At 72.3% G+C, this 19342-nt stretch carries 13 protein-coding genes; 5 read left to right on the top strand and 8 right to left on the bottom strand.

The window, feature by feature from the left end; translation table 11 throughout:
* The first annotated feature begins 2 nt into the window (after positions 1–2).
* Entirely contained in the window at positions 3–2015 is a 2013-nt protein-coding gene (locus ACWDLG_RS22640; RefSeq protein ID WP_449922739.1) for a BTAD domain-containing putative transcriptional regulator, read from the top strand.
* A 103-nt stretch (positions 2016–2118) separates the two neighbouring features.
* On the opposite strand, the gene ACWDLG_RS22635 is transcribed toward ACWDLG_RS22640, so the two are convergent.
* On the bottom strand, positions 2119–3363 hold the full coding sequence (locus tag ACWDLG_RS22635) for an MFS transporter (RefSeq protein ID WP_449922737.1): 1245 nt from the start codon (positions 3361–3363) through the stop codon (positions 2119–2121).
* 72 nt (positions 3364–3435) lie between these two features.
* On the opposite strand from ACWDLG_RS22635, the gene ACWDLG_RS22630 reads away from it, so the two are divergent.
* A complete protein-coding gene (locus ACWDLG_RS22630) occupies positions 3436–4278 on the top strand; it encodes a LysR family transcriptional regulator (protein WP_449922735.1) in 843 nt (280 codons plus the stop codon).
* Between the two features lie 73 nt (positions 4279–4351).
* On the opposite strand, the gene ACWDLG_RS22625 is transcribed toward ACWDLG_RS22630, so the two are convergent.
* On the bottom strand, positions 4352–4759 hold the full coding sequence (locus ACWDLG_RS22625) for an HIT family protein (RefSeq protein ID WP_449922734.1): 408 nt from the start codon (positions 4757–4759) through the stop codon (positions 4352–4354).
* A gap of 140 nt (positions 4760–4899) precedes the next feature.
* A complete protein-coding gene (locus tag ACWDLG_RS22620) occupies positions 4900–5538 on the bottom strand; it encodes a hypothetical protein (protein WP_449922732.1) in 639 nt (212 codons plus the stop codon).
* Positions 5539–5670: 132 nt separating this feature from the next.
* Between ACWDLG_RS22620 and ACWDLG_RS22615 the strand changes: the two genes are divergently transcribed.
* Positions 5671–6180 (top strand): sigma-70 family RNA polymerase sigma factor, encoded by a 510-nt coding sequence (locus ACWDLG_RS22615; RefSeq protein WP_449922730.1) that lies wholly within the window; start codon positions 5671–5673, stop codon positions 6178–6180.
* The gene (locus tag ACWDLG_RS22610) at positions 6173–6814 is read left to right on the top strand and encodes a zf-HC2 domain-containing protein (protein ID WP_449922729.1); all 642 of its coding nucleotides are present in this window, start codon (positions 6173–6175) and stop codon (positions 6812–6814) included. The genes ACWDLG_RS22615 and ACWDLG_RS22610 overlap by 8 nt, the downstream gene beginning before the upstream one ends.
* Before the next feature lie 173 nt (positions 6815–6987).
* Here ACWDLG_RS22610 and ACWDLG_RS22605 read toward each other — a convergent pair whose 3' ends face one another.
* From ACWDLG_RS22605 to ACWDLG_RS22590, 4 genes are all read right to left on the bottom strand, one after another.
* A complete protein-coding gene (locus ACWDLG_RS22605) occupies positions 6988–13095 on the bottom strand; it encodes an RHS repeat domain-containing protein (protein WP_449922727.1) in 6108 nt (2035 codons plus the stop codon).
* A 177-nt stretch (positions 13096–13272) separates the two neighbouring features.
* Positions 13273–16533 carry a LamG-like jellyroll fold domain-containing protein gene (locus ACWDLG_RS22600; RefSeq protein WP_449922725.1) on the bottom strand — a complete coding sequence of 1087 codons (3261 nt, stop codon included), beginning with the start codon at positions 16531–16533 and terminating at the stop codon, positions 13273–13275.
* A gap of 26 nt (positions 16534–16559) precedes the next feature.
* The gene (locus tag ACWDLG_RS22595; RefSeq protein ID WP_449922724.1) at positions 16560–17087 is read right to left on the bottom strand and encodes a hypothetical protein; all 528 of its coding nucleotides are present in this window, start codon (positions 17085–17087) and stop codon (positions 16560–16562) included.
* Between the two features lie 41 nt (positions 17088–17128).
* A complete protein-coding gene (locus tag ACWDLG_RS22590; RefSeq protein WP_449922722.1) occupies positions 17129–18193 on the bottom strand; it encodes an FUSC family protein in 1065 nt (354 codons plus the stop codon).
* Between the two features lie 212 nt (positions 18194–18405).
* On the opposite strand from ACWDLG_RS22590, the gene ACWDLG_RS22585 reads away from it, so the two are divergent.
* Complete coding sequence (locus tag ACWDLG_RS22585) at positions 18406–18618, top strand: ATP-binding protein (protein WP_449922720.1); 213 nt, start codon at positions 18406–18408, stop codon at positions 18616–18618.
* Here the strand turns inward: ACWDLG_RS22585 and ACWDLG_RS22580 are convergent.
* Positions 18579–19280 (bottom strand): FadR/GntR family transcriptional regulator, encoded by a 702-nt coding sequence (locus tag ACWDLG_RS22580; protein WP_449922718.1) that lies wholly within the window; start codon positions 19278–19280, stop codon positions 18579–18581. The two genes, ACWDLG_RS22585 and ACWDLG_RS22580, sit on opposite strands and share 40 nt — an antisense overlap.
* Positions 19281–19342 lie beyond the last annotated feature (62 nt).

Here is a 19342-nt window from a genome sequence, read left to right as displayed (position 1 = left end):
GGATGGAGCGGGTCACGTTCGGGGTGCTCGGCCCGGTGGTGGCCTGGGACGGCGGCGGTGCCGCCGTGGCGTTGAAGGGCCCGCGGCACCGCGCGGTGCTCGCGCGGCTGATCATCGCCCGCCGCCGCGTGGTGCCCCTCGCCCGCCTGGTGGAAGACCTGTGGGACGAGCCCCCGAAAGGTGCGGCCGGCGCCGTGCAGACCTTCGTCGCAGACCTGCGCCGCGCTCTGGAGCCGGACCGGCCGCCGCGGGCCCCCGCCCGGTTGCTCGTCACGGAGGGGCCCGGGTACGCGCTGCGCGCGGCGCCGGACGGCGTCGATGCCTGGCGGTTCGCGGCGGCGGTCGGCGCCGCGGCGTCGTCGCCGCCTGCCCAGGCGCTGGAGCAGGTGAAGGAGGCGATGGGATGGTGGCGAGGACCTGCCTACGCCGAGTTCGCGCAGGAGGAATGGGTCGGCGGTGAGCGCTCCCGCCTGGCCGAATTGCGGCTGCAGGCGGTGGAACTGCAGGCGCAGGCCCGGTTGGACCTCGGACTGGCCGCCGAGGCGGTGCCTGACCTGGACGCGCACCTCGTCGAGCACCCTTGGCGCGAGGATGCGTGGCGGCTGCTGGCGCTGGCGCTGTACCGCATGGGCCGCCAGGGCGACGCGTTGAGCGTGCTGCGCAGGGCCCGTACGATTCTGGCCGATCAGCTGGGGTTGGACCCGGGCCCGCGGCTGCGCCGTCTGGAGGCGGACATCCTGGCCCAGGATCCACTCCTGGACGCTGCGCCCGGCCCGGTGCCTGCGGCGGCCCGGCTGTGGGAGCAGGCCACGGCGACGTACCACCGTACGGTCGCGGCCGGGGCTCGGACCCGGCTGGAATCGACGGTCGGCCTGCTCCGGAACCTCGCCATGACCGGAGGCGGCGGTCTTCGGGCGGCGCGGGAGCACCGGCTGGCGGCGGTCATGGCGGCGGCGGAGTTCGGTGACCCCGAGCTGACCGCCCGGGTGATCGGCGCCTTCGACGTGCCCGCCATCTGGACCCGCAGCGACGACGCGCAGCAGGCGGAGCGGATCGTGGCCACCGCCGAGCGCACGCTGGCCGCCTTGCCCGGCGATCCGTCGTATGACACGGCACGCTGCCGCCTGCTGGCCACGATCGCGCTGGAGATGCGCGGCACCCGCTCAGAGCGCGGACCGCAGGCCGCACGCGAGGCGGAGGAGATCGCCCGCCGCCTGGACGACCCGGCGCTGCTCGCGTTCGCTCTCAACGGGGTGTACATGCAGTCGTGCACCCGGGCGGGCCTGGCGCCGCGGCGCGACACCGTCGGCGCGGAGCTCCTCGCGCTGGCCACCCGGCACGGTCTGGTGACCTTCGAGGTGCTCGGGCACCTGATCCGGTTGCAGGCCCGCAGTGCGCTCGGCGACTTCCGGGCGGCGGACGCACACGCCGCCGCAGCGGACCGCCTGGCGGAGCGCTACGAACGGCCGCTGGTGGGTTGCTTTACCGACTGGTATCGCGCGCTGAGGTTGGCTGCTGTCGGGCAGCCCGCGCAGGCGGAGGCCGCTTACCGGGTCGCCGCCACGCGGCTGGAGGGCGCCGGGATGCCTGGGGTGGAGCAGGGCCTGCTGCCCTTGGCGCTGTTGTGCCTGCGTCTGGTGGACGGCACCCGGTCCGCGCTCGAGGCGGCCGAGCAGGGGGACCTGGAAACCGACTGGGGCCCCTACCGCCCCTGGGCCGAGCCCTTCGCCTTGCTGCGCGGCGGGCATCGCGCCGATGCCCGGGCAGCCCTGCGGGCGCTGCCCGAGCCGCCCGCGGACCTGATGTACGAGGCGCTGTGCTGCCTGCAGGGCGCGGTCGCCCTGGAGGTGGGCGATCAGGTCGTGCTCGCCCAGGCGCGCACTCGGCTGTTGCCTGCCGCCGGTCAACTGGCGGGCGCGGGCAGCGGCATGATCACTCTCGGGCCCGTCGACAGGTGGCTCGCGGCCTTCACCGCTGCGCTCGGTCCTTCGTCGTCACCGGGCCCGCGAACATGAGCTAGGCCGCGACCAGGCTCCAGGGGCGTGGGCGAGTTGCGCGCGCCCGCGGCCGCACGGACTCGTCACCGGAGCGGCGCGGCCGTAGGCGCGGGCTCGTACCTCATGCGCCAGGCCGGGCGCCGGCTGCGCACGGCTCAAGGTCCGGTTCCCCGGCGAGGCCGGGATCGCTGAGCGGAGACCGCGTTCGGGCGGGCGCGCGGCGGGACAGCAGGTATCCGGTCAGCGCGGCGGCGAGACCGGCCAGCCCGGCCGCCGCGAAGCCGCCCGCCGGCACGGAGACGTCGATCGCCACCCCCACGAGCGGGGATCCGAGCGCGAAACCCGCGCTCGCCGCCGAGGATTGCAGACCTGTCGCCTCGCCCCGCACGCTGGCCGGGGCCAGCCGGCTCACCGCGTCGGCCACCGTGGAAAGGGTCGGCGCGGTGAGCAGCCCGGCGCCGACAACGGCCACGCACAACCAGGGCCAGTCGTGGGCGAGCCCGGCGGGAATCGTCACGAGCCCGAGCAGGCCGAGCAGCAGCCACGTGGGCAGCGGCCGGGACAGCGCGCCGTAGATCAGCCCGCCGGCGACGGAGGCCACGCCGAACACGGCTATGACCACGGCGGCCCAGGACACCTGGCCTGCCTCTTCGAGCGTGGCGACGATGGCGAGGTCGACGCCGCTGAGCAGCGTCGTGGTGCCGAACGCCATCGTCAGTACGGCGATCATGCCGGCGCCCAGCCACTCCCGGCGTGGGGGCCGTCCGGCCGCGCCGGCATCCGCCTCGTCCTCGGCCCGCAGCGGCGGGTTGAGCAGGGCGATCCCGGCTCCGCCGGCCACGATCGCGGCGCCGACCCCCCACGCCACCACACCGGGGGACATGGTCGCCGCACACAGGATCACCACCGCCGGGCCCACAATGTAGGACAGCTCGCCCTGTACCGATTCCAGCGCGAACGCGGCCCGGCGCTGTCCCGCCGTCGTCATCGCGGCGATCGCCTGCCTGGTCACCGGCTGGGCCGGCACCATCAGCAGACCCGCCGCGAAGGCGGCGCCCAGCAGGATCCCGTACGGCAGGAGCGGCACGCTCAGCCAGAACACGGCCTGCAGCGCGACGGTGGCCAGCAGCACGGTACGCAGGCCGCGCCAGTCGATCATGCGGCCGAGCAGCGGCCCGCCCAGCGCCACCCCGGCGGTCAGAGCCGCCGCGACGCCACCCGCTGCCGCGTAGCTCATGCCCAGGCCCAGCACGACATACATGGTCAGCGCCATCACGTCAGCCGTGATCGCGGCACGGGCGAGCAGCGAAACGCCCAGCAGCGACGCCATCCCTGGCACGGCGAGTACCTGTCGGTATCTGGTCACCTGCGCGACGCTAGGTCATCCGTTATGCCATAGGAAGTGACTAATTCGTTGGGGCTGGCATAATCAATGCTTATGGCCCGAGATCTTGAGATCACGTTGCTGCGGTCGTTCGTCACCGCCGTGCGGGCGGGCAGCATCAGCCGCGCCGCGACCGCGCTCGGACACACCCAGCCCGCGCTCAGCCAGCAGTTGCGCAAGCTCGAGAGCACCGTCGGCCGTCCGCTGCTCTACCGGTCGCCATCGGGCGTCTCGCCCACCCGGGCCGGTGAGGAGCTCCTGCCGTACGCCGAACGCATCCTCTCGCTCTCCGCACAGGCGCTCACCGAAACCGGGCGCGCGCTGACCGGCCGCTGCGGCGTCGGGTTGCTCGAGGACCTCGCCGCGTCCCAGCTTCCGCAGGCCCTCGCCGACCTGGCCCGGCTGCACCCCGGCGCGACGCTGGAGGTGCTCAGCTGTTCCAATGCCGCGATGCGGGAGGCCTACGACACCGGCCGCGTCCAACTCGTGCTCGACGAGGTGCCGGACCTTCCCGGGCCGCCGCGCTGGACGGTGCGCCGCCCGCTGGTCTGGGCGATCGGCCAGGGGGTGGACGTGGCTGACGATCCGCTGCCGGTGGTGCTGTTCTCGAACACGTGCTCCTGGCGTACGTCGGTGCTGGAAACGCTGGAACGCGCCGACCGGCCCTGGCGGGTGGCGTTCGAAAGCAACAGCCTGGTCGGTGTGCTCGCCGCGCTACGGGCCGGGCTCGGCGTCGCGGCGCTCATGCCCGCGAACCTCGAACCGGCCATGGCCTGCCACGACGCGGACGCCCTGCCCGCCCTGCCGGACGTCGAACTGGGTCTCGCACGGCACCCACGGACCAAGGGTGATCCGCTGATCGATGCCGTGGAGACCGCGCTACGACGCATGATCTGAGTTTCCCGGCCGGTCAGCGTTATCGGGTCCCCCGGCTGCCCGGAGTGTTCGGAGCCCGTCCTGGCGCTCGCCTTCAGCGCCAGGCTCTGATCTCCTCGGCCAGTCCCTTGAGGGACTCGACCGGGTGCTCGACCTCCGTCCAGGGCGGCGTGAGATCGGTGGGCTCGAAGCGGGGCACCACGTGGAGGTGGAAGTGGAAGACGCCCTGCCAGGCCGTCTCGCCGCTGGCGTGCCAGAGATTCACGCCAGGAGCCCCGAGGGCGCCGACGATCCGTCGGGACACCTCGACCGCGGTCCGCATGACGTGTGCCGCCGTCTCCGCTGGGATCTCCCCCAGGTCTCGGTGGTGCGCTCTTGGGACGACCAGGGTGTGCCCCCTGGTGGCCTGGGCGATGTCGAGGAAGGCGATGGCGTGCTCGTCCTGGTGGATGGTCTGCGACGGCTCGGTGCCGGCGACGATGCGGCAGAAGACGCAACTCATGACCGGCATGATCACAGCAGGCCGAGCCTGCCGGCAAAGGCGTTTCAGACAGTGATGGCCACTGCTCAGGCCGGCCGGCAACCCGGGCGGTGTGTCCGGGAAGGGCGCACGGGTGCCGGCGGGATGCGCTACCGGGCCTCTCAGGCCGCCGAGCCGGTGATGCGGAACGGCACCTCGGCGATGTTCGACATCACGCCGAGCTCGCGCAGGTCCTCGGCGTCGATGCGGCCGTCGCCGGTGAGATCCTTCACCGTGTCGGGTGCGTCGTCGAGCACGCCGTTGCGGTTCAGGTCGGCCACGACCGCGACCGTGAGCACGCTACGGACGTCCTTTCCGAACAGCGGCTTGCCGACCAGCCAGGAATCCCACAGCTTCACCGCGCTGCCGGCCTCGTCCCGCCCGGCCACGCCGGTGACGTTGAACAGGTTGGCCAGGTTCGTGCCCGGTCCCGAGAAGCCGGTCGTCGTGGAGAGCAGCACCACGAGGCCGGGCAGCTTGTCGTCCTTGCCGGGGCCGAACGTCCCTGTCCCACCCTGGGGGCCGGTGACCTGCGGTCCGCTCCATCCGGCCGCCTTCAGCCCGTCGCGGTAGCCGACGGAGAGCTCCACCATCCAGGCGGCACCTTCCACACCGGTCGCCGTGTCGGCCTTCGGCGAGTGAACATGCACGTGGGCGCGCCGCTCGGACCCGCTGTCCCGCTGGGCCAGGGCCGGCACCGCGAGGGTGGCGGCGGCGGTCACGGCGACTCCGAGCACCGCTGTCCGGACAACTGCTCGCATGGTTGTTCCCTTCTCTGTCGCTGATGACGAGGGGGTGTACGGAGGCGAGGCGGTCGGTGTTCACCCGACAATGGATGAACGCCGCAGCGATGTGTTCCGTATGTCCATCGGAACGGCAGGGCAGGAGGAGACGTGCGGCTGGATGACGAGACCACCTTGCGGGCGGTCTATGACGACTACGGAGGCGAGTTGTTCGCCTTCGCCAGGAGGTCCCTGGGCGACACGGGGTCGGCCGAGGACGCGGTGCAGGAGACCTTCGTGCGGGCGTGGCGTACGGCGGGGCGGTACGACCACAGGCAGTCGTCTCCCAGGACGTGGTTGTTCGCGATCTGCAGGAACGTGGTGATCGACCTCTTGCGTGCGCGTTCCGTGCGGCCGCAGCTCTCCGACGGCCAGGAGAGCGATGTGCCCGGAGACACCGGCCTGGAAAGGTTGCTTCTCGGCATGCAGGTCGAAGAGGCGTTGCGGCGGTTGTCCCCCGAACAACGGCACATTCTCGTGGAGGTGCACCTGCGAGACCGCGCGCCCGCCGAGGTCGCCGCCGAGCTGCGCATACCCTCGGGTACGGTGCGCAGCAGGGTGTTCTACGCGCTCAAGGCACTGCGCCTGGTGCTGGAGGAGATGGGGTGGGAAGGTGACTAGCTGCCGCGACTATCACGCTCTGCTGGGTATGCACGCGCTGGGGCGCCTTCCCGAGGCCGAGTTGGCGACCCTGCTGGCCCACACCGACGGCTGCCCCGCGTGCAGGGCCGAACTCACATCCCTCGACCAGGTGGCCGGCGCCCTCGGTCACGCCAATCCCGACCGGGTCGCCGCTCTTCCCGCGCCACCGCCCTGGCTGCGTGACAGCGTGGTGGCCGCCGTCGGCGTCCGGCACCTGAACCGGCGCAGGCGCAGGCGCTTGCTGGCGTGGTCCGGCGGGCTCATGACCGCCGCGGCCTCGGCCGCCGTCGTGGTGACGGTGCTCGTGTCCGGCGCCGGAGGACACACGGTGACCTACGGGGCGCGGGGTATGCAGATCACCGCCGAGTTGGCCGCCCGCCAGTGGGGTACGGCCGTGAACCTGCAGGTCAGCGGCCTCGACAACGGCCAGCGTTACCTGGTCTGGCTCGAACGGGCGGACGGCAGCCGGGTCCCCGCGGGCAGCTTCACCGCCAGAGGCGCGGGGGCGACCATGGAGCTTTCGGCGGCCGTCCAGGGTGACGACGCCGTCGCCCTGGGGCTGAGCACCGTGCCCGGCGGCCCGGCCGTCCTGCGCGCCCCGATCAGTGGCTGACGGTCGGCTGATCGGCTCCTCGGCCCGGCTTCTGCTCATGTCCGCCATGGGCGCCCCCGGGCCCGGAGGACGCCCGCCGGGGAGAACCCGAGCCCGAAGGGCCGGCTGGGACGCCGCCCGCGCGGGGCCACGAGGGCCCCGCGCCGGTCGGTGCTCAGCGGAAGGACGTGCTGTCAGCCCATGCCGCCCATTCCACCGAACCAGGTGTCGAACAGATCGATGATGTCGTCGGCGATCTTCTGGCCTCGGGCGCCGAGTTCGGCGGTCGCGGCACCCCTCCGGTTCGTCTCGATCTCGTACTTCTCCGGCTTGAAGATCTGCTTCTCAGCCTGGCCGGAGCCGCCGCGCGGCAGGTTCGACGGTGGCCTGCCCTGCGGATACATCCGGCCGTTGCCGTAGACGGTGTAGGACTGGGTGGGCTGGACGGAGCCGTCGTTCCGGTAGACCTGGCTCGGCCGTGGCTGTGCCGGCTGCCGGTTCGCCTTGGGCGGCGAGTGCCGCTGCTGTGCCCGGTGGCTGGTGGGCCGGCTGGCCGGGCGCGAGCGCGCGTGCTGGATCCCGCGGGGGATCCGGCCGGCCCGCTGGTTGCGCCGCTGGGCGGCCAGTGCCATCCGCCGCTTGGCCGCCGCCTCGCGGGCCGCCTTCCTGGCCTGTCTCCGGGCCGCCATCGCGGCCCGTCGCTTCGCCGCGGCCTCCCGCGCCTTCCTGGCCGCCTCGGCCGCCTTCTTCCTGGCCGCCGCCAGCCGCCGCTTCTTCGCCTCGGCGAGGGCCCGCTTCCTGGCCGCCTCCCTGGCCCGCTTCTTGGCCTCCTCCTCGGCTCGTTTCCTGGCCTCGGCCAGGGCCCGCTTCCTGGCCGCCTCCCTGGCCCTGCGGATCGCCGCCTGCCTGAGAGCGCGCTGGGCCGCTCTCTTGGCGAGGTAGCGGGCCCCGAGCCGGACACCGACGGCGACCACGACCCAGACCCACTGCCCGTCGGGGTCGCTCATGCTCACGGGGCTGTTGTTGGCGTAGGCGTAGGCGTTGAGCTGCTGCGGGTCCACGTCGTCGATGATCGGGTCCACCGACAGGAAGCGGCCGTTCCTGGGGTCGTACTCGCGGGCGCCCAGGTGGACCAGCCCGGTCGTGGCGTCCTGCGTGCCGCCGACGAATCCGCGCTGCCCCGGCCACCACGGCGGCGGCGCGCCCCGGTTCTCGCCGAACGGAGTCGTCCTCCGTACGGCCAGCTCACCGCTCCCGGCGTTCACCGCGGCCTGCGCGGTGCCCTGGTGGTCGTTGGCCAGCAGGTAGACCTGGTTGTCGTGGGTGCGTACCGCGACGGGCTGGTCGTTGACGGTGTAGTAGCGGGTCTGCTCCACCGCGTCCTTGGCGACGTCGAAGCGCAGCTCCATGTCGTCGACGTAGAGCGTGGCGTCGGCCGGCGTCCTGCGGATCAGCCGGTCGCCCTCCGCGTCGTAGACGAAGGACGTCGTCCTGCCCGCCTCCGTCACCGACTCCAGGTTGCCTTCGGCGTCCCAGACCAGGCTCTGGTCGGAGGTGCCGACCTTGCGCCTGGTGGTGTTGCCCGCGGCGTCGTACTCGAAGAGGTCCGTGCCGACGGTCTGCAGCGCGTGCGGCTGATTGCCGCCCGCCGGCGGATAGGTGTAGGAGCGGACCGTCTCGCCCGCGCCGCCCCAGGCGTGCCTGGTCTCCTTGGTCCGGTTGCCGGTGGAGTCGTAGGCGTAGCTGACCGCGTACGGCGCCACGCCGCCGATCGTGTCCGGCTGCGGGCCGCCGGCGGCGCAGTCGTCGGTGGCCGTCCAGGCGGAGGTCAGGCGGCGCAGATGGTCATAGGCGAAGCACTGCGTGTCCTGACCGCTCGCCCCCTTGTCGGCGATCTTGGTGATGTTGCCGACCGCGTCGTAGGTGTAGCCGAGGTCCAGGTCGGTCGCGGCGGCGCCCTCCCTGTCCAGCCGCATGCCGGTCAGCCTTCGGGTGGACTCGTCGTGGGTGTAGGTGATCCAGGTCTTCCTGCCTCCGGTGCCCAGCTCGTACTGCAGGGTCTCGCCCAGCTTGGAGTAGCGGGCCGCGGTGACGTACGACGACAGGCCGGTGACCTTGGTCGGCTGGCCCAGCTCGTCGTAGCTGTAGACGACCGACTCCGCCTCCAGGCCGCCGGCGGCCGGGAAGGTGACGGACTGGACCTGGTCGTCGAGCGTGTAGCGGGTGTTGAGGACGTACGAGCCCGCCAGCTTGCCCTCCCGCTCGGGGATGGTGACGGTCTCGCGCAGCGGGCGGTAGTCGGCGTCGACGGCGTTGATCTCCGCCTTGTACGCCTGCCCGCCCACGTACCGGATGCTGGCGTTCTTGTGGCCCTTGGCCAGCGCGTCGTACTTCCATTCGGCCAGCAGCGGGCCGGTCGCGGAGTTCTCGCGCAGCTCCTTCTCCCGGCCCAGCTCGTCGTAGACGTACCACAGGGTCCTGCCGCGGGCGTCGGTGGTGCTGACGAGCTCGTCGGCGTCGTTGTACGTCATCGTCGTGACGCCCTTGTCGGGGTCCTCGGTCTTGATCTCCCGGCCGCGCAGGTCGTAGTGGTGGCGCCACACGTTGCCCGCCGAGTCGGTCACCGTCGACAGCCGTCCGGCGTGGTCGTAGGTGTACCTGGTGGACTCGTACTCGCCGGTCGGGGTCGCGCCCTTGTACTGGCGCAGCTCGATCAGGCGGTCCTCGGCGTCCCCGATGCGGGTGGTCGCCGTGCCGCCCGGGGGCGGCGTCACGTGGATCCTGTCGCCCTCCTGCCTGGACGAGACCCGGTACTTCTCCACGCCCTTCGCCTTGAAGATCTGGGCGTTGACCTCACCCACGCCGTCGAAGAGGGACACGACCTGCGTGGGCACGTCGGCGTCGGCCACCGCCAGCAGGTCGGTGGAGGGCGTCCCGGTCGCGAAGTAGCCGGTGCTGGCCTTGGACTGCTCGCCCAGGGAGTTGTAGAAGGTGTCGGTGATCGTGCGGCCGTCGCGCAGCGCGGGGTCCTGCGCCTGGTCGTCCCTGGGCGCGGGTTCCTGGGTCTGGCGCTCGCGGGTCAGGCCGTCGTACAGCTCGTGGCTGGCGGTGTAGCCGCCGTCGGCGCGCAGCGTCCTGGTGGTGACGACGCTGGGGCCGTCGGCGCGCATGACGTAGGAGTACTCGGTGCTGGGCGACTGTCCTGCCGCCTTGCTGCGGTCGGCCTGCCAGACCTTGGTCAGGCGGCCGAGCGCGTCGTACTCCAGGTCGACGCGGCGGTTGTTCACGTCGACCTCGGCCACGGGCTCGCCCCAGGCCGGTTCGAGGAACGTACGGTCGACGTGGCCGAGCTGGTTGGTCTCGGTCATCTCGGCGGGAAGGACGCCGGTGGCCGGGCTGTAGGCGGTCACGGACCTGGTGCCGACCGCGTCGGTCTCGCTGGTCTCGCGGCCGTAGACGTCGTAGGTGTGGGTGCTGTCGGTGATCGTCGCGCCGTCCCCGGAGACGAGCTGCTGGACCGTGGTCACATCGCCCTTGGTCGGGGCCTGGCCGTACGCCTTGCCGTCGTACTGGACCTTCTCGTCGGAGATCACGTCACCGGCGGCCAGCGCGGACACGGCGGTGCCGCAGCTCGCGGCGACCTTCTGGACGCGGCTCGGGTAGTCGAGCATCCAGCTGGCGTCGTCGCGGGCGTAGGTGTAACGGGTGCACTGGTCGTCGTCGGGCGCGGCCAGGTCGCCCTTCTCCTCCACCTGGGTGAGCAGGCCCTTGGTGTCGTACGCGCGCTCCTCGCCGGTACGCCGCCAGGTCCCGCCGGGCAGCGCCGTACGGGTGACCATGGACTTGGCCTCGACCACGTGCGCGGCCTTGGTGACGCCGCCCTGCGTGGACTGCGCGGTCCGCACCGACCACGGCTGCTCGACGGCCGCCTTCAGGACGGCCCCGCCGTCGCCGTCGTAGAGGATCTCCTCGTGCTCGAAGCCGGAGTACTGGTCGAGGTCGTCCAGCTTGGCGCCCTCGGAGTCCTCGACCTGGACGCTGCGCCTGGATCCGTCGGCCTGCTTGTCGCCGTCCATGCCGCGGAAGTACCGGAACTCGGTGAGCGTGCGCTTGGTGTCCTGCCCGTCGCCCTCGCGCACCCGTACCCGGCCGAACCCGCGGAAGTCCGACCACGTGCGGTGCTCGGGCTTGACGAGGATGTTCTCGGCGAAGTGCCAGGCGGCGCCGTCCAGGTACTCGTAGCTGGTGACCACGTTGGGCGAGGCGGCGACCCGGTCCACCTCCACCGTCTGCGCCACCACGTACTTGTGGAACCAGTCGGTGACCTCGGTCTCGTTCTGCGGCGTCCAGCGCTGCGGGAAGCACCGCTTGGTGTTCTTGTCAGCCGCCGGCAGTTCGCCGGGCCTGCACTCGGCGGGGGCGTAGTTGATCCTCAGCTCGCCGCCGGTCCCGTTGTCGACCGCCTGGACGCGCCACTTGACCAGCGGGGCGCGGCCCTCGGTGGCGTCTACCCGGTTGGGCAGCTGGACGCCGACGAAGGTGGTCCTGGGCAGCGTGATCGTGCCGCCCACGTGGCCGGTCTGCTGGATCGAGGCCAGCCACAGCGACGGGCTGAGGCCGTCACCGGTGGCGGGGAACTGGTGGGTCAGCGCCCAGGAGTCCACCGCGTAGTACTGTCCGGAGCCGTTGCGGACCTGGGTGGTGACCTTGGTCAGCCGCTTGCGGGTGAAGAACGTCGGCGTGAGGCGGTCGACGCACTTCACGCCGGCGTCACAGATCTGGTCGAACGGGACGTCCGGCCAGTGGCCGGCGGTCTCCTTCTTGAGCTGGTCGGCGGCGCAGGTGACGGTGCCGCTGGGCAGGCAGCGCTCGGCAACCTCGAACAGCACGCGGGCCGCGGGGGCCGTGGTGAACAGCTCGTTCTGCAGGTAGCCGTAGTCGATGCGGGTCAGGTAGGCGCCGCGGACGTACTGGGTGCCCAGCTCAGGCTTGGAGTTGCGGCCGTAGTGGTTGGTCTCGCGCTCGTACCAGTACGTGGTCGCGTTCCCGTGGGTGTCCCTGACGTGGTCGAGGTTCCACCGGTAGGCCTGCTGGCACCAGGCGTTGGCCGGGGTGCTGGAGTAGCAGGGTTCGCCGCTGTTGTTGCCGAACACCGGCACCGTCTGCACCGACTTGGTCTCCGGCTTGCCGCTCGCCCAGCCGGGCAGGCGGTTGAGGCCGAAGGTGTACTGGGTGCCGTCGGCGGTGGTGACGCGCCAGTACTCACCGTTGTCGTCGCCGTTGGCGGCCCCGGTGAGGTACTCGATGCGGGTGCCGTCGTCGCGCTTGGGCCGCCACTGCCTGGTCGTGGCGTCCTTGACCAGCTCGACGGCGGAGCTGCCGAGCGCCAGGATGGCGTTGTCCTGGTCCCAGCACAGGTCGCCGGTCTTCTTGCCGTCGATCATGCAGGACTTGTAGCGGCGCTCGACATAGCCGCCGGGGTTGAGCTCGAAGCCGTCACCGGCCCAGGACGCCTGGTTGTTGGTGGAGGCGGTGCGGCCGTCCACGCTCTGCGAGGAGTAGGCCAGCGAGATCTCCGGCTCGTCGCCACCCAGCGCGGGCGGCGTGCGCAGGTCGTAGTCCCAGGTGAAGTCGCCGGTCTGGGTGCCGACGCTCCAGTCGGCGGAGGGCGACAGGGAGGTGGCCGAGTGATCGCCGGACTGGCCGGAGGCGGCGGCCGTGAGCGCGTACACGGCGCCGGTCTCGACCTCGGCGGTCAGGGTGCCGGCCTTGGCGTCGTTCTCGCTCTTCACCGGCTCGGGCGGCGCGCAGTCGGTGGCGGCCGCGTCGAGCGCGCACTCGTCCAGCCTGACCATCCGCAGCCGGGCGCCGTAGTCGCCGCCGTAGGCGTAACGGAATCCGGAGTAGTCGATCCGCAGGCGCGTCTTCCCGCCCGCCTTTGCCGTCGCGACGCCCTGGCCGGGGGAGACGCGCATCGCCAGTCCGAGCCGGTCGGTGTCGAGCAGTTCCACGCTCACCGGCTCGGCGGCCGCCTTGGCCTCCCCTCGCCGGGGGGCCAGCTTCACCGGGAACCCGGCCGCCACGGTGGTGGCGCCGCCCAGCTCGGCCTTCTGGGGTTCGGGCCAGGTGATGCGCGGCGGCGCCTTCCACGCCTGTTTCTGCACGGGATCGGCCATGGGCGGCTGGACAGGGACCGGCTGTCCCTTGACCGCCGTCTCCTTCTGCACGGCCGGGGCCGGGCGAGGGGCGGCCGCGGCGGGCATGGCGTACACCAGCGGCACCACCAGGAGGACGGGGAGCATGGTCGCGAGCCTGCGTGGCCAGGGCGACTCGCGCCTGGGCTCCTGGAAACGGTTCCAGGACAGGTCGGGAAGGTCAGGTTCCGTGGACGGCGGAAAACGATTCCAGCGGGATTCGGGCAGCTCTAACTCATCCGGCAGATCCATGAAGTCTCCCAGTCGGGGGGTGCGGTGCGGGAGTTACTGGGCGGCTAGCTGGGCGATGTGCTCGGCGCTCAACACGCCGTCATAGGCGCGGACGTCGTCCACCGTCCCCGGCCAGAAGCCGGTGAAGGCGCCCGCTGTCCTGGTCCGGCCCAGCTGCAGCGGGCCGGTGGCGTTCCATGCGCTCACGTGGTCGGTGACGGTGGTGGTGGACAGGCGGCCGTTGACGTAGATGCGGAGCTGACCGGCCAGCGGGTCGTACACGCCGGCGATGTGGGTCCATTCCAGCGGGTTGGGGATGTCGTCGGAGCGGGTGCGGACGAGGGCGGCGGTGTCGGTGTCGGCGGCGGCCATGCCGAGGGTCCACCGTTGCCGTTCCTTGTCGAAGCCGAGCTGGAAGCCGGCCGCTCTGGCGCCCGGCTGGGCCACGGCCGCGCTGTCGCGGGTGGGCAGGTAGTCGAGCTGGGTCCAGGCGGCCACGGTGAACCCGTTCCCGGTGTTGACCACGGGTGCGCTCGCCTGGGCGTACCCGTCGACGCCGTCGAGCGCGAGCGCGCCGTCCAGCCAACCCGACGTCCACGAGGCGGCTCCGGACAGCGTCGCGGCCGTCGCCCGGCCGGAGGAGTCGGCCGCCGACAGGCCGGACTCCTCATCCAGCTTCCAGTGGCCGACCAGCGTGGCAGCGCTGTTGACCAGGTCGGCGAGCTCGTCGGCGAACAGGGCGCGGCCGTAGACCCGCACCTCGTCGACGTCCCCGGGCCAGTGCTCCGCAGCCGCCCCGCCGACCTTCCCGCGGCCGATCGTGAGGGGGCCCGCGGCGTTCCACGGCGGCGTGACGGCCACCGTGGCCTCCAGCCTGCCGTTCACGTAGAGCGACACCTGGCCCGCCGCCGAGTCGTAGACGCCGGCCAGGTGGGTCCACTCGTTCAGCCTCGGCGCGGCCGCCGACAGGGCGCGCACCACCGGCGCGCCGTCGGTGTCCGAGCCCGCCACGGTCAGCGCCCAGCGGTCGTCGGCCTTCGCGTACTGCAGGGCGAACGCGCCCGTCCTGCCGCCCTCCTGGGTGACGGCGGTGGCGGAGGCGGCCGTGCCGGTCAGGCGGGCCCAGGCGCTGACGGTGAAGTTGCGGCTGGTGTCGATCACCGGGCCCGAGGTCTGGGCGTAGGCGCCGGCCAGCCTGAGCGCCGTGCCGGTCCTGCCGGAGGTCCAGCTCGCCCCGTACAGCGTCGCCGGGTGGGCGTTCCCGGTGTCGGCCGCCAGGGTGCCCTGGCCCTCGTCCAGCGCCCAGTGGCCGCTGGGGCCCCGGCCCGCGTTGACGTTGAAGACGTAGGTGCGGATCGGGCCGAGTTGGCCCGCGCGGTCCTTGCTGCGTACCGACAGCACGTTGGGGCCGTCGTGGCGCGGCGTCAGCGCGATCGTGGCGTTGCCGTCCTGGCCGGGCCCGGCCTCCGTGGCGGGCGCGGAGTCCAGACCCCAGACGTAGGCGGCGACGTCGGGGACGCCGTTCGGGGCGAACGTGAACGTGCCGGCGAGGCCGACGCCGTCGCTCCAGCCGTTCTCGGCGTACTGGGGCGAGGAGATCTCCGGTTCCCTGCCGGGGGCCGTGGTGTCCACGGTGGCCTCGCACCAGGGACTCCACGCGCTGGTGGCCTTGCCGTCCTCGGCGCGGACCCGCCAGCGGATCAGCGCGCCGTCGGCGTACAGGCTCGACGGGATCGTCGCGTAGAAGGCCGTGCCCGTCGACCCCATGGGGGTGAGGTGCTCGCCCGTCTTCACCCCTGCGGCGTTGTACCACTCGAAGCGGCCCTGGACCGAGTTGTCGGTGTCCTTCAGCTTGGCCCACAGCTTCGGTGTGGCGGTGCTGACGATCGGCCGTCCGTCGCCGGAGACGCAGGGGCCGCCCGGGTCCGACCAGACGTCGGCCGCCACCGGGTTGCCGGGCAGCGAGTTGTACTCGATGACCAGGCTCGGGTTGTTCTTGAACTTCTTCCAGGCGTAGACGTCGGTCTCGCTGGTGGCGCGCAGGCCGATGGTGACGTTGGGCCACTTCTTGGCGGCGGCGTCCACGACCTGCGAGGTGACGTCGAACTCGACGCCGCCGGGCATGCAGGCCGAACCCCAGCCCTTGGCCACGTTCACCGTGGACAGCAGCCTGACCCACGTGGGCTGCTTGTTCCAGGTGGTGCTCGCGCTGATGGGGTTGGTCGCCCAGGCCTCGACCTTGCGGGCGCTGCACGAGTAGGACCAGGTCTCGTACGTGCGCAGCGTCGCCTTGATGATCTGCTTGCCGTGGATGGTCGAGCCGGTGTTCATCTGGAAGAACGAGCGGTTCGTCTGCGACTCGACGTGGCCGACCCTGGCGACGTCGCTGGAGTTGAGGTAGTTGGAGTTGGGCCAGTTGCTCCAGACGGCCGTCCAGGCGTTGCGCGCGGCCGAGAAGTACGGGTCCAGGTAGACGGGGAAGCGGGTCTTCGGATCCGTGAGCATCTTCCTGTCGGGAAAGAGCCGCAGCTGCCGGCCCGACAGCCGCACGCCCATCGCGGCCTCGCGGGCCTCAGGGGAGCGGCCCTCCCTGAGCGCCTGCGGGCTGGTGATCCCCTCGGAGTCCCACATCTTCGGGGTGGGCGCGACGAAGATCGTGCCCTCGTTCCGGTCGACGGCCTCGAGGTTGCCCGCCTGGTCCGCCTTCACCGACAGGCCGGAGGCGGACAGCGGGAACGTCAGCTCCGTCATGCGCGCCGCGGCGGCTCGCGACTTGACCACCAGGACGTGGGAGAAGCCGTCCACGTCCGCGGTGACCTGCAGGTCCACGCCCGGCATGACCTCGGCGTAGGTGGCGGTGTCGCCCTTCAGCGTGGGCCTGGGCAGCGTGCCCTGCCAGCCGAGTTCCAGGGACTTGGCGCCGCGCGACAGCCTGGCCAACGGGGCGCCGCCGCCACCGGAGAAGGTCAGCCCCACCGCCGCCGCGGCCGGGCTGACCGTGCCGTCGGGGTTGGGACGGAGGGTGGTGTCGACGGGGACCCAGCCGCCGGACCCGCGTACGCGTACCGGGCGTACGTGCTGCTCCATCGTGAGCGTGCCGTCCGGCTGAGCGAAGACCTGGCGGGTCTCCGTACGCATCGACTCGATCTCGACCTGCCGGCCGGTGCGGCGGGCCGCCGCGACCGCGGACTCCTCGCCGTTCGGACGTTCCTGGACGGTCTTCGGCGGCTCCGGCCCGTCGCCCGCCCGGGCGGGCACCGCCGGACAGATCGCCAAGACCAACGTCGCCGTGAGCAGCCCACGCAGTACCCGCATACGTCCTCGTCCAAGGTGAGCAGGGGTTACGCGCGGGACGGGCCACCCGCCCGGCGTCTCCACGATCTTCGATTGACGATCGGATTTTCACCCGGCCCCAACTGTCTGTCCAGGGTTCGGGTCATTCTCCTTAAAGGTTTCTTCAGGGATCGAATCCGTATGAAGATATTCGCCGGACGGCTCGGACGTGCCGCTCCGGCATCGCCTTGGTCGAAGGCGTTCGCTCTCAGGACGACCCGGTTGAGCTCCGGCCTGATCCCCATCGCCACGACCGCTGATTCGCTGATCGGCCCAGGCTCCTCCTCCATCAGCGCGGTCAGTGCGGCGTGGCTGTTCTCCGCCGGCCGTGGCAGGGGCGTGATCCGGAAGGGGCGCTGGAACGGCCCGATGCCCTCGTAAGACCTGCGGAGCACGGGGGAAACGGGCTGACAGTAGACCTCCACCGCGTCAGCCGTCGCGGGCTGCAGGATCACCCGCCCCTCGCCGGGCAGGAACTCGGGCGCGGCCGTGACGGCGTAGAGCGCGAACAGTGTGAAGATCACCTTCAGTCGCATGCGCGACGAGTGTAAGGGCTCGGCTGCCGCGGTGGGGCGGGTCAGTCGGCGAGGGGCGGGAGGGCGGCGACGGCCTCCTCGCGGGTCGTGCCGGTCGCCTGGAGCAGGTCGATGACGATCGACCGGAATTGCGCGACCAGCACCCCGGCCGTGAACCCTTCGCTGTCTCCCGTGGGCGCCGCCGCCACCCGGACAAGGGCCTGCCGCGCTTCCAGCGCGTCGCGGCCCGAGGCAAGCTCGTCGCACAGCAGCCGGACGGCGGCCGCCAGGGCGCGCAGCGCGCCGGGCAGCCAGTCCGGGACGGCCAGGCCCTGGTCGAGGGCGACCAGCGCGCGGCGGGCCAGGACGCGGGCGTTGCGCAGGGCGTGGTCGACGGGCGTGGCCGCGGTCTCGTACCTCCGCAGCAGCTCCCGCCGCCGCCTGCGGCCCAGCGGGGAGATCACGGTGATCTCCCTGCTGGTCTGCAGGGCCTCGGCGAACAGTTCGACCGACTTCTGGGTGCCGCGCGCCTCCTCGAGCGCCGCCGCCGCCAGGTCGGGGTCCGACTTCTCCAGCGCCTCGGCGGTGTCGTCGAGCGCCGCGGCCAGCGCGTCCAGGGCCGCGGCGGCGTGCCGGTGCACGATGGTGGTGGTGCTGGGCGGCATCAGCGCCACCGCCGCGATGCCGAGGACGCCGCCGAGCAGGGCGTCCACCATCCGGTCCAGGCCGCCGGTGCCGGAGGGCGGCAGCAGGGTGGCGACGAGCACGGCCGACGAGCCCGCCTGCAGCACGATCAGTGAACCGCTGTCCAGGAGCACCGCCACCACCATGGCCAGCGCGACGACGAGCGCGATCTGCCACGGCCCCGACCCGATCCGGGAGATCAGCAGGTCGCCCACGCCGACGCCGAGCCCGACGCCGACCACCAGTTCGGCCACCCGGCGCAGCCGGGCGCCGAGCCCGACGCCGATGCAGAGCACCACGGCGATCGGCGCGAAGAACGGGCGCGCGTGGCCGAGCAGGTCCTTGGCCACCAGCCAGGCCACCGCGGCCGCCAGCGCGCACTGGATGATCGAGGGCGCCATGAGGCCGAGCCGGTCCATCCGCCCCCGCAGGTCGAGTCTCACGGCGCCAGCATGCCCGCAAAATATGACAAAGCGGTTACCTGGGGAAGCCTGGCAGCCGGCTGAACGCTCGCTGTCAGCCCTCGGGCCGGCTCCCGTCGGGGAACTCGCCCGTGCCGCTCTCGCCCAGCACCACCTGGTCGCGGTCGTTCAGGCCGGTTTCGATCTGCACGTACTGGTCGCCGCGCACCCCGACCGGCTGCTCCCGCCGGCCCGTGGCCGACGACCTGCTTGCTTCTACCGCGCCGGACCCCGCCCGGGGGCTCGACTCCGGCGGCACCGGGCTCGGCCTGTCGATCGCCGCGGCGCTGACGGAGGCGCACGGCGGCACGATCAGCGCCGCCTCGCCGCCGGGCGGGGGCGCGCTGTTCCGGATCGGGCTGCCGGTCTACTCCAGCAGCTCCTCCAGCGCCCCCGCGGGCAGGTAGGGGGAGTAGAAGTCGCTGAGCGCCTGCCGGGCCAGCCGCGCGGCCAGCGGGCCATCGCCCGTGCGGACGGCGGCCAGCGCCTCCTCGTGGTGGGCGATGCTGCGCAGCCGCTGCTCCGGCGCCCTGATCTTGTCGGCGATGAGGTCGAGCACGATGGAGCGGACCACGTCGCTGCAGATCTGGATCAGCTTGTTGCCGCTGGCCCGTGCCACGGCGTCGTGGAAGTCGACGTCGGCGGCGCTGAACGACTCGTAGCCGTCGGCGGCCCGCATGCGGGCGACCGCCTCGTCCATCTCCGCCAGCTGCGCGGGGGTGCGCAGCCTGGCGGCCAGCAGGTAGGCCGCGCCCTCCAGCACCATCCGGAACTGCACCAGTTCGGCGAGCGACAGCTCCTCCACCCTCGCCAGGGTGGTCATCGACTTGTGCAGCGCGGCCGGGGTGAACGGCAGGACCTCGGCGCCGTTCGGGTCGCCGGGACGCGACCTGACCAGGCCGCGCGCCTGCAGCACGCGCAACGCCTCGCGCACGGTCGACCGGCTGACCGAGAACTGCACCATCAGCTCCCGCTCGCTGGGCAGCCGCTCGCCCGGCCGCAGCTCACCGCGCTCGACGGCGTGCTCGACCTGCTCGACGACACGCTCGTACGCGCGCACGGTTCGCACGGGCTCGAACTGAGGTCCGCCCATCAACGCCCCCTCTTGACCGAAAAGTCCTGGGCTGGCAG

This window comes from Nonomuraea sp. NPDC003727, assembly GCF_053586935.1.
The sequence above is the reverse complement of the archived record's forward strand: the minus strand, read 5'-3'. Positions and strand labels throughout refer to the sequence as shown.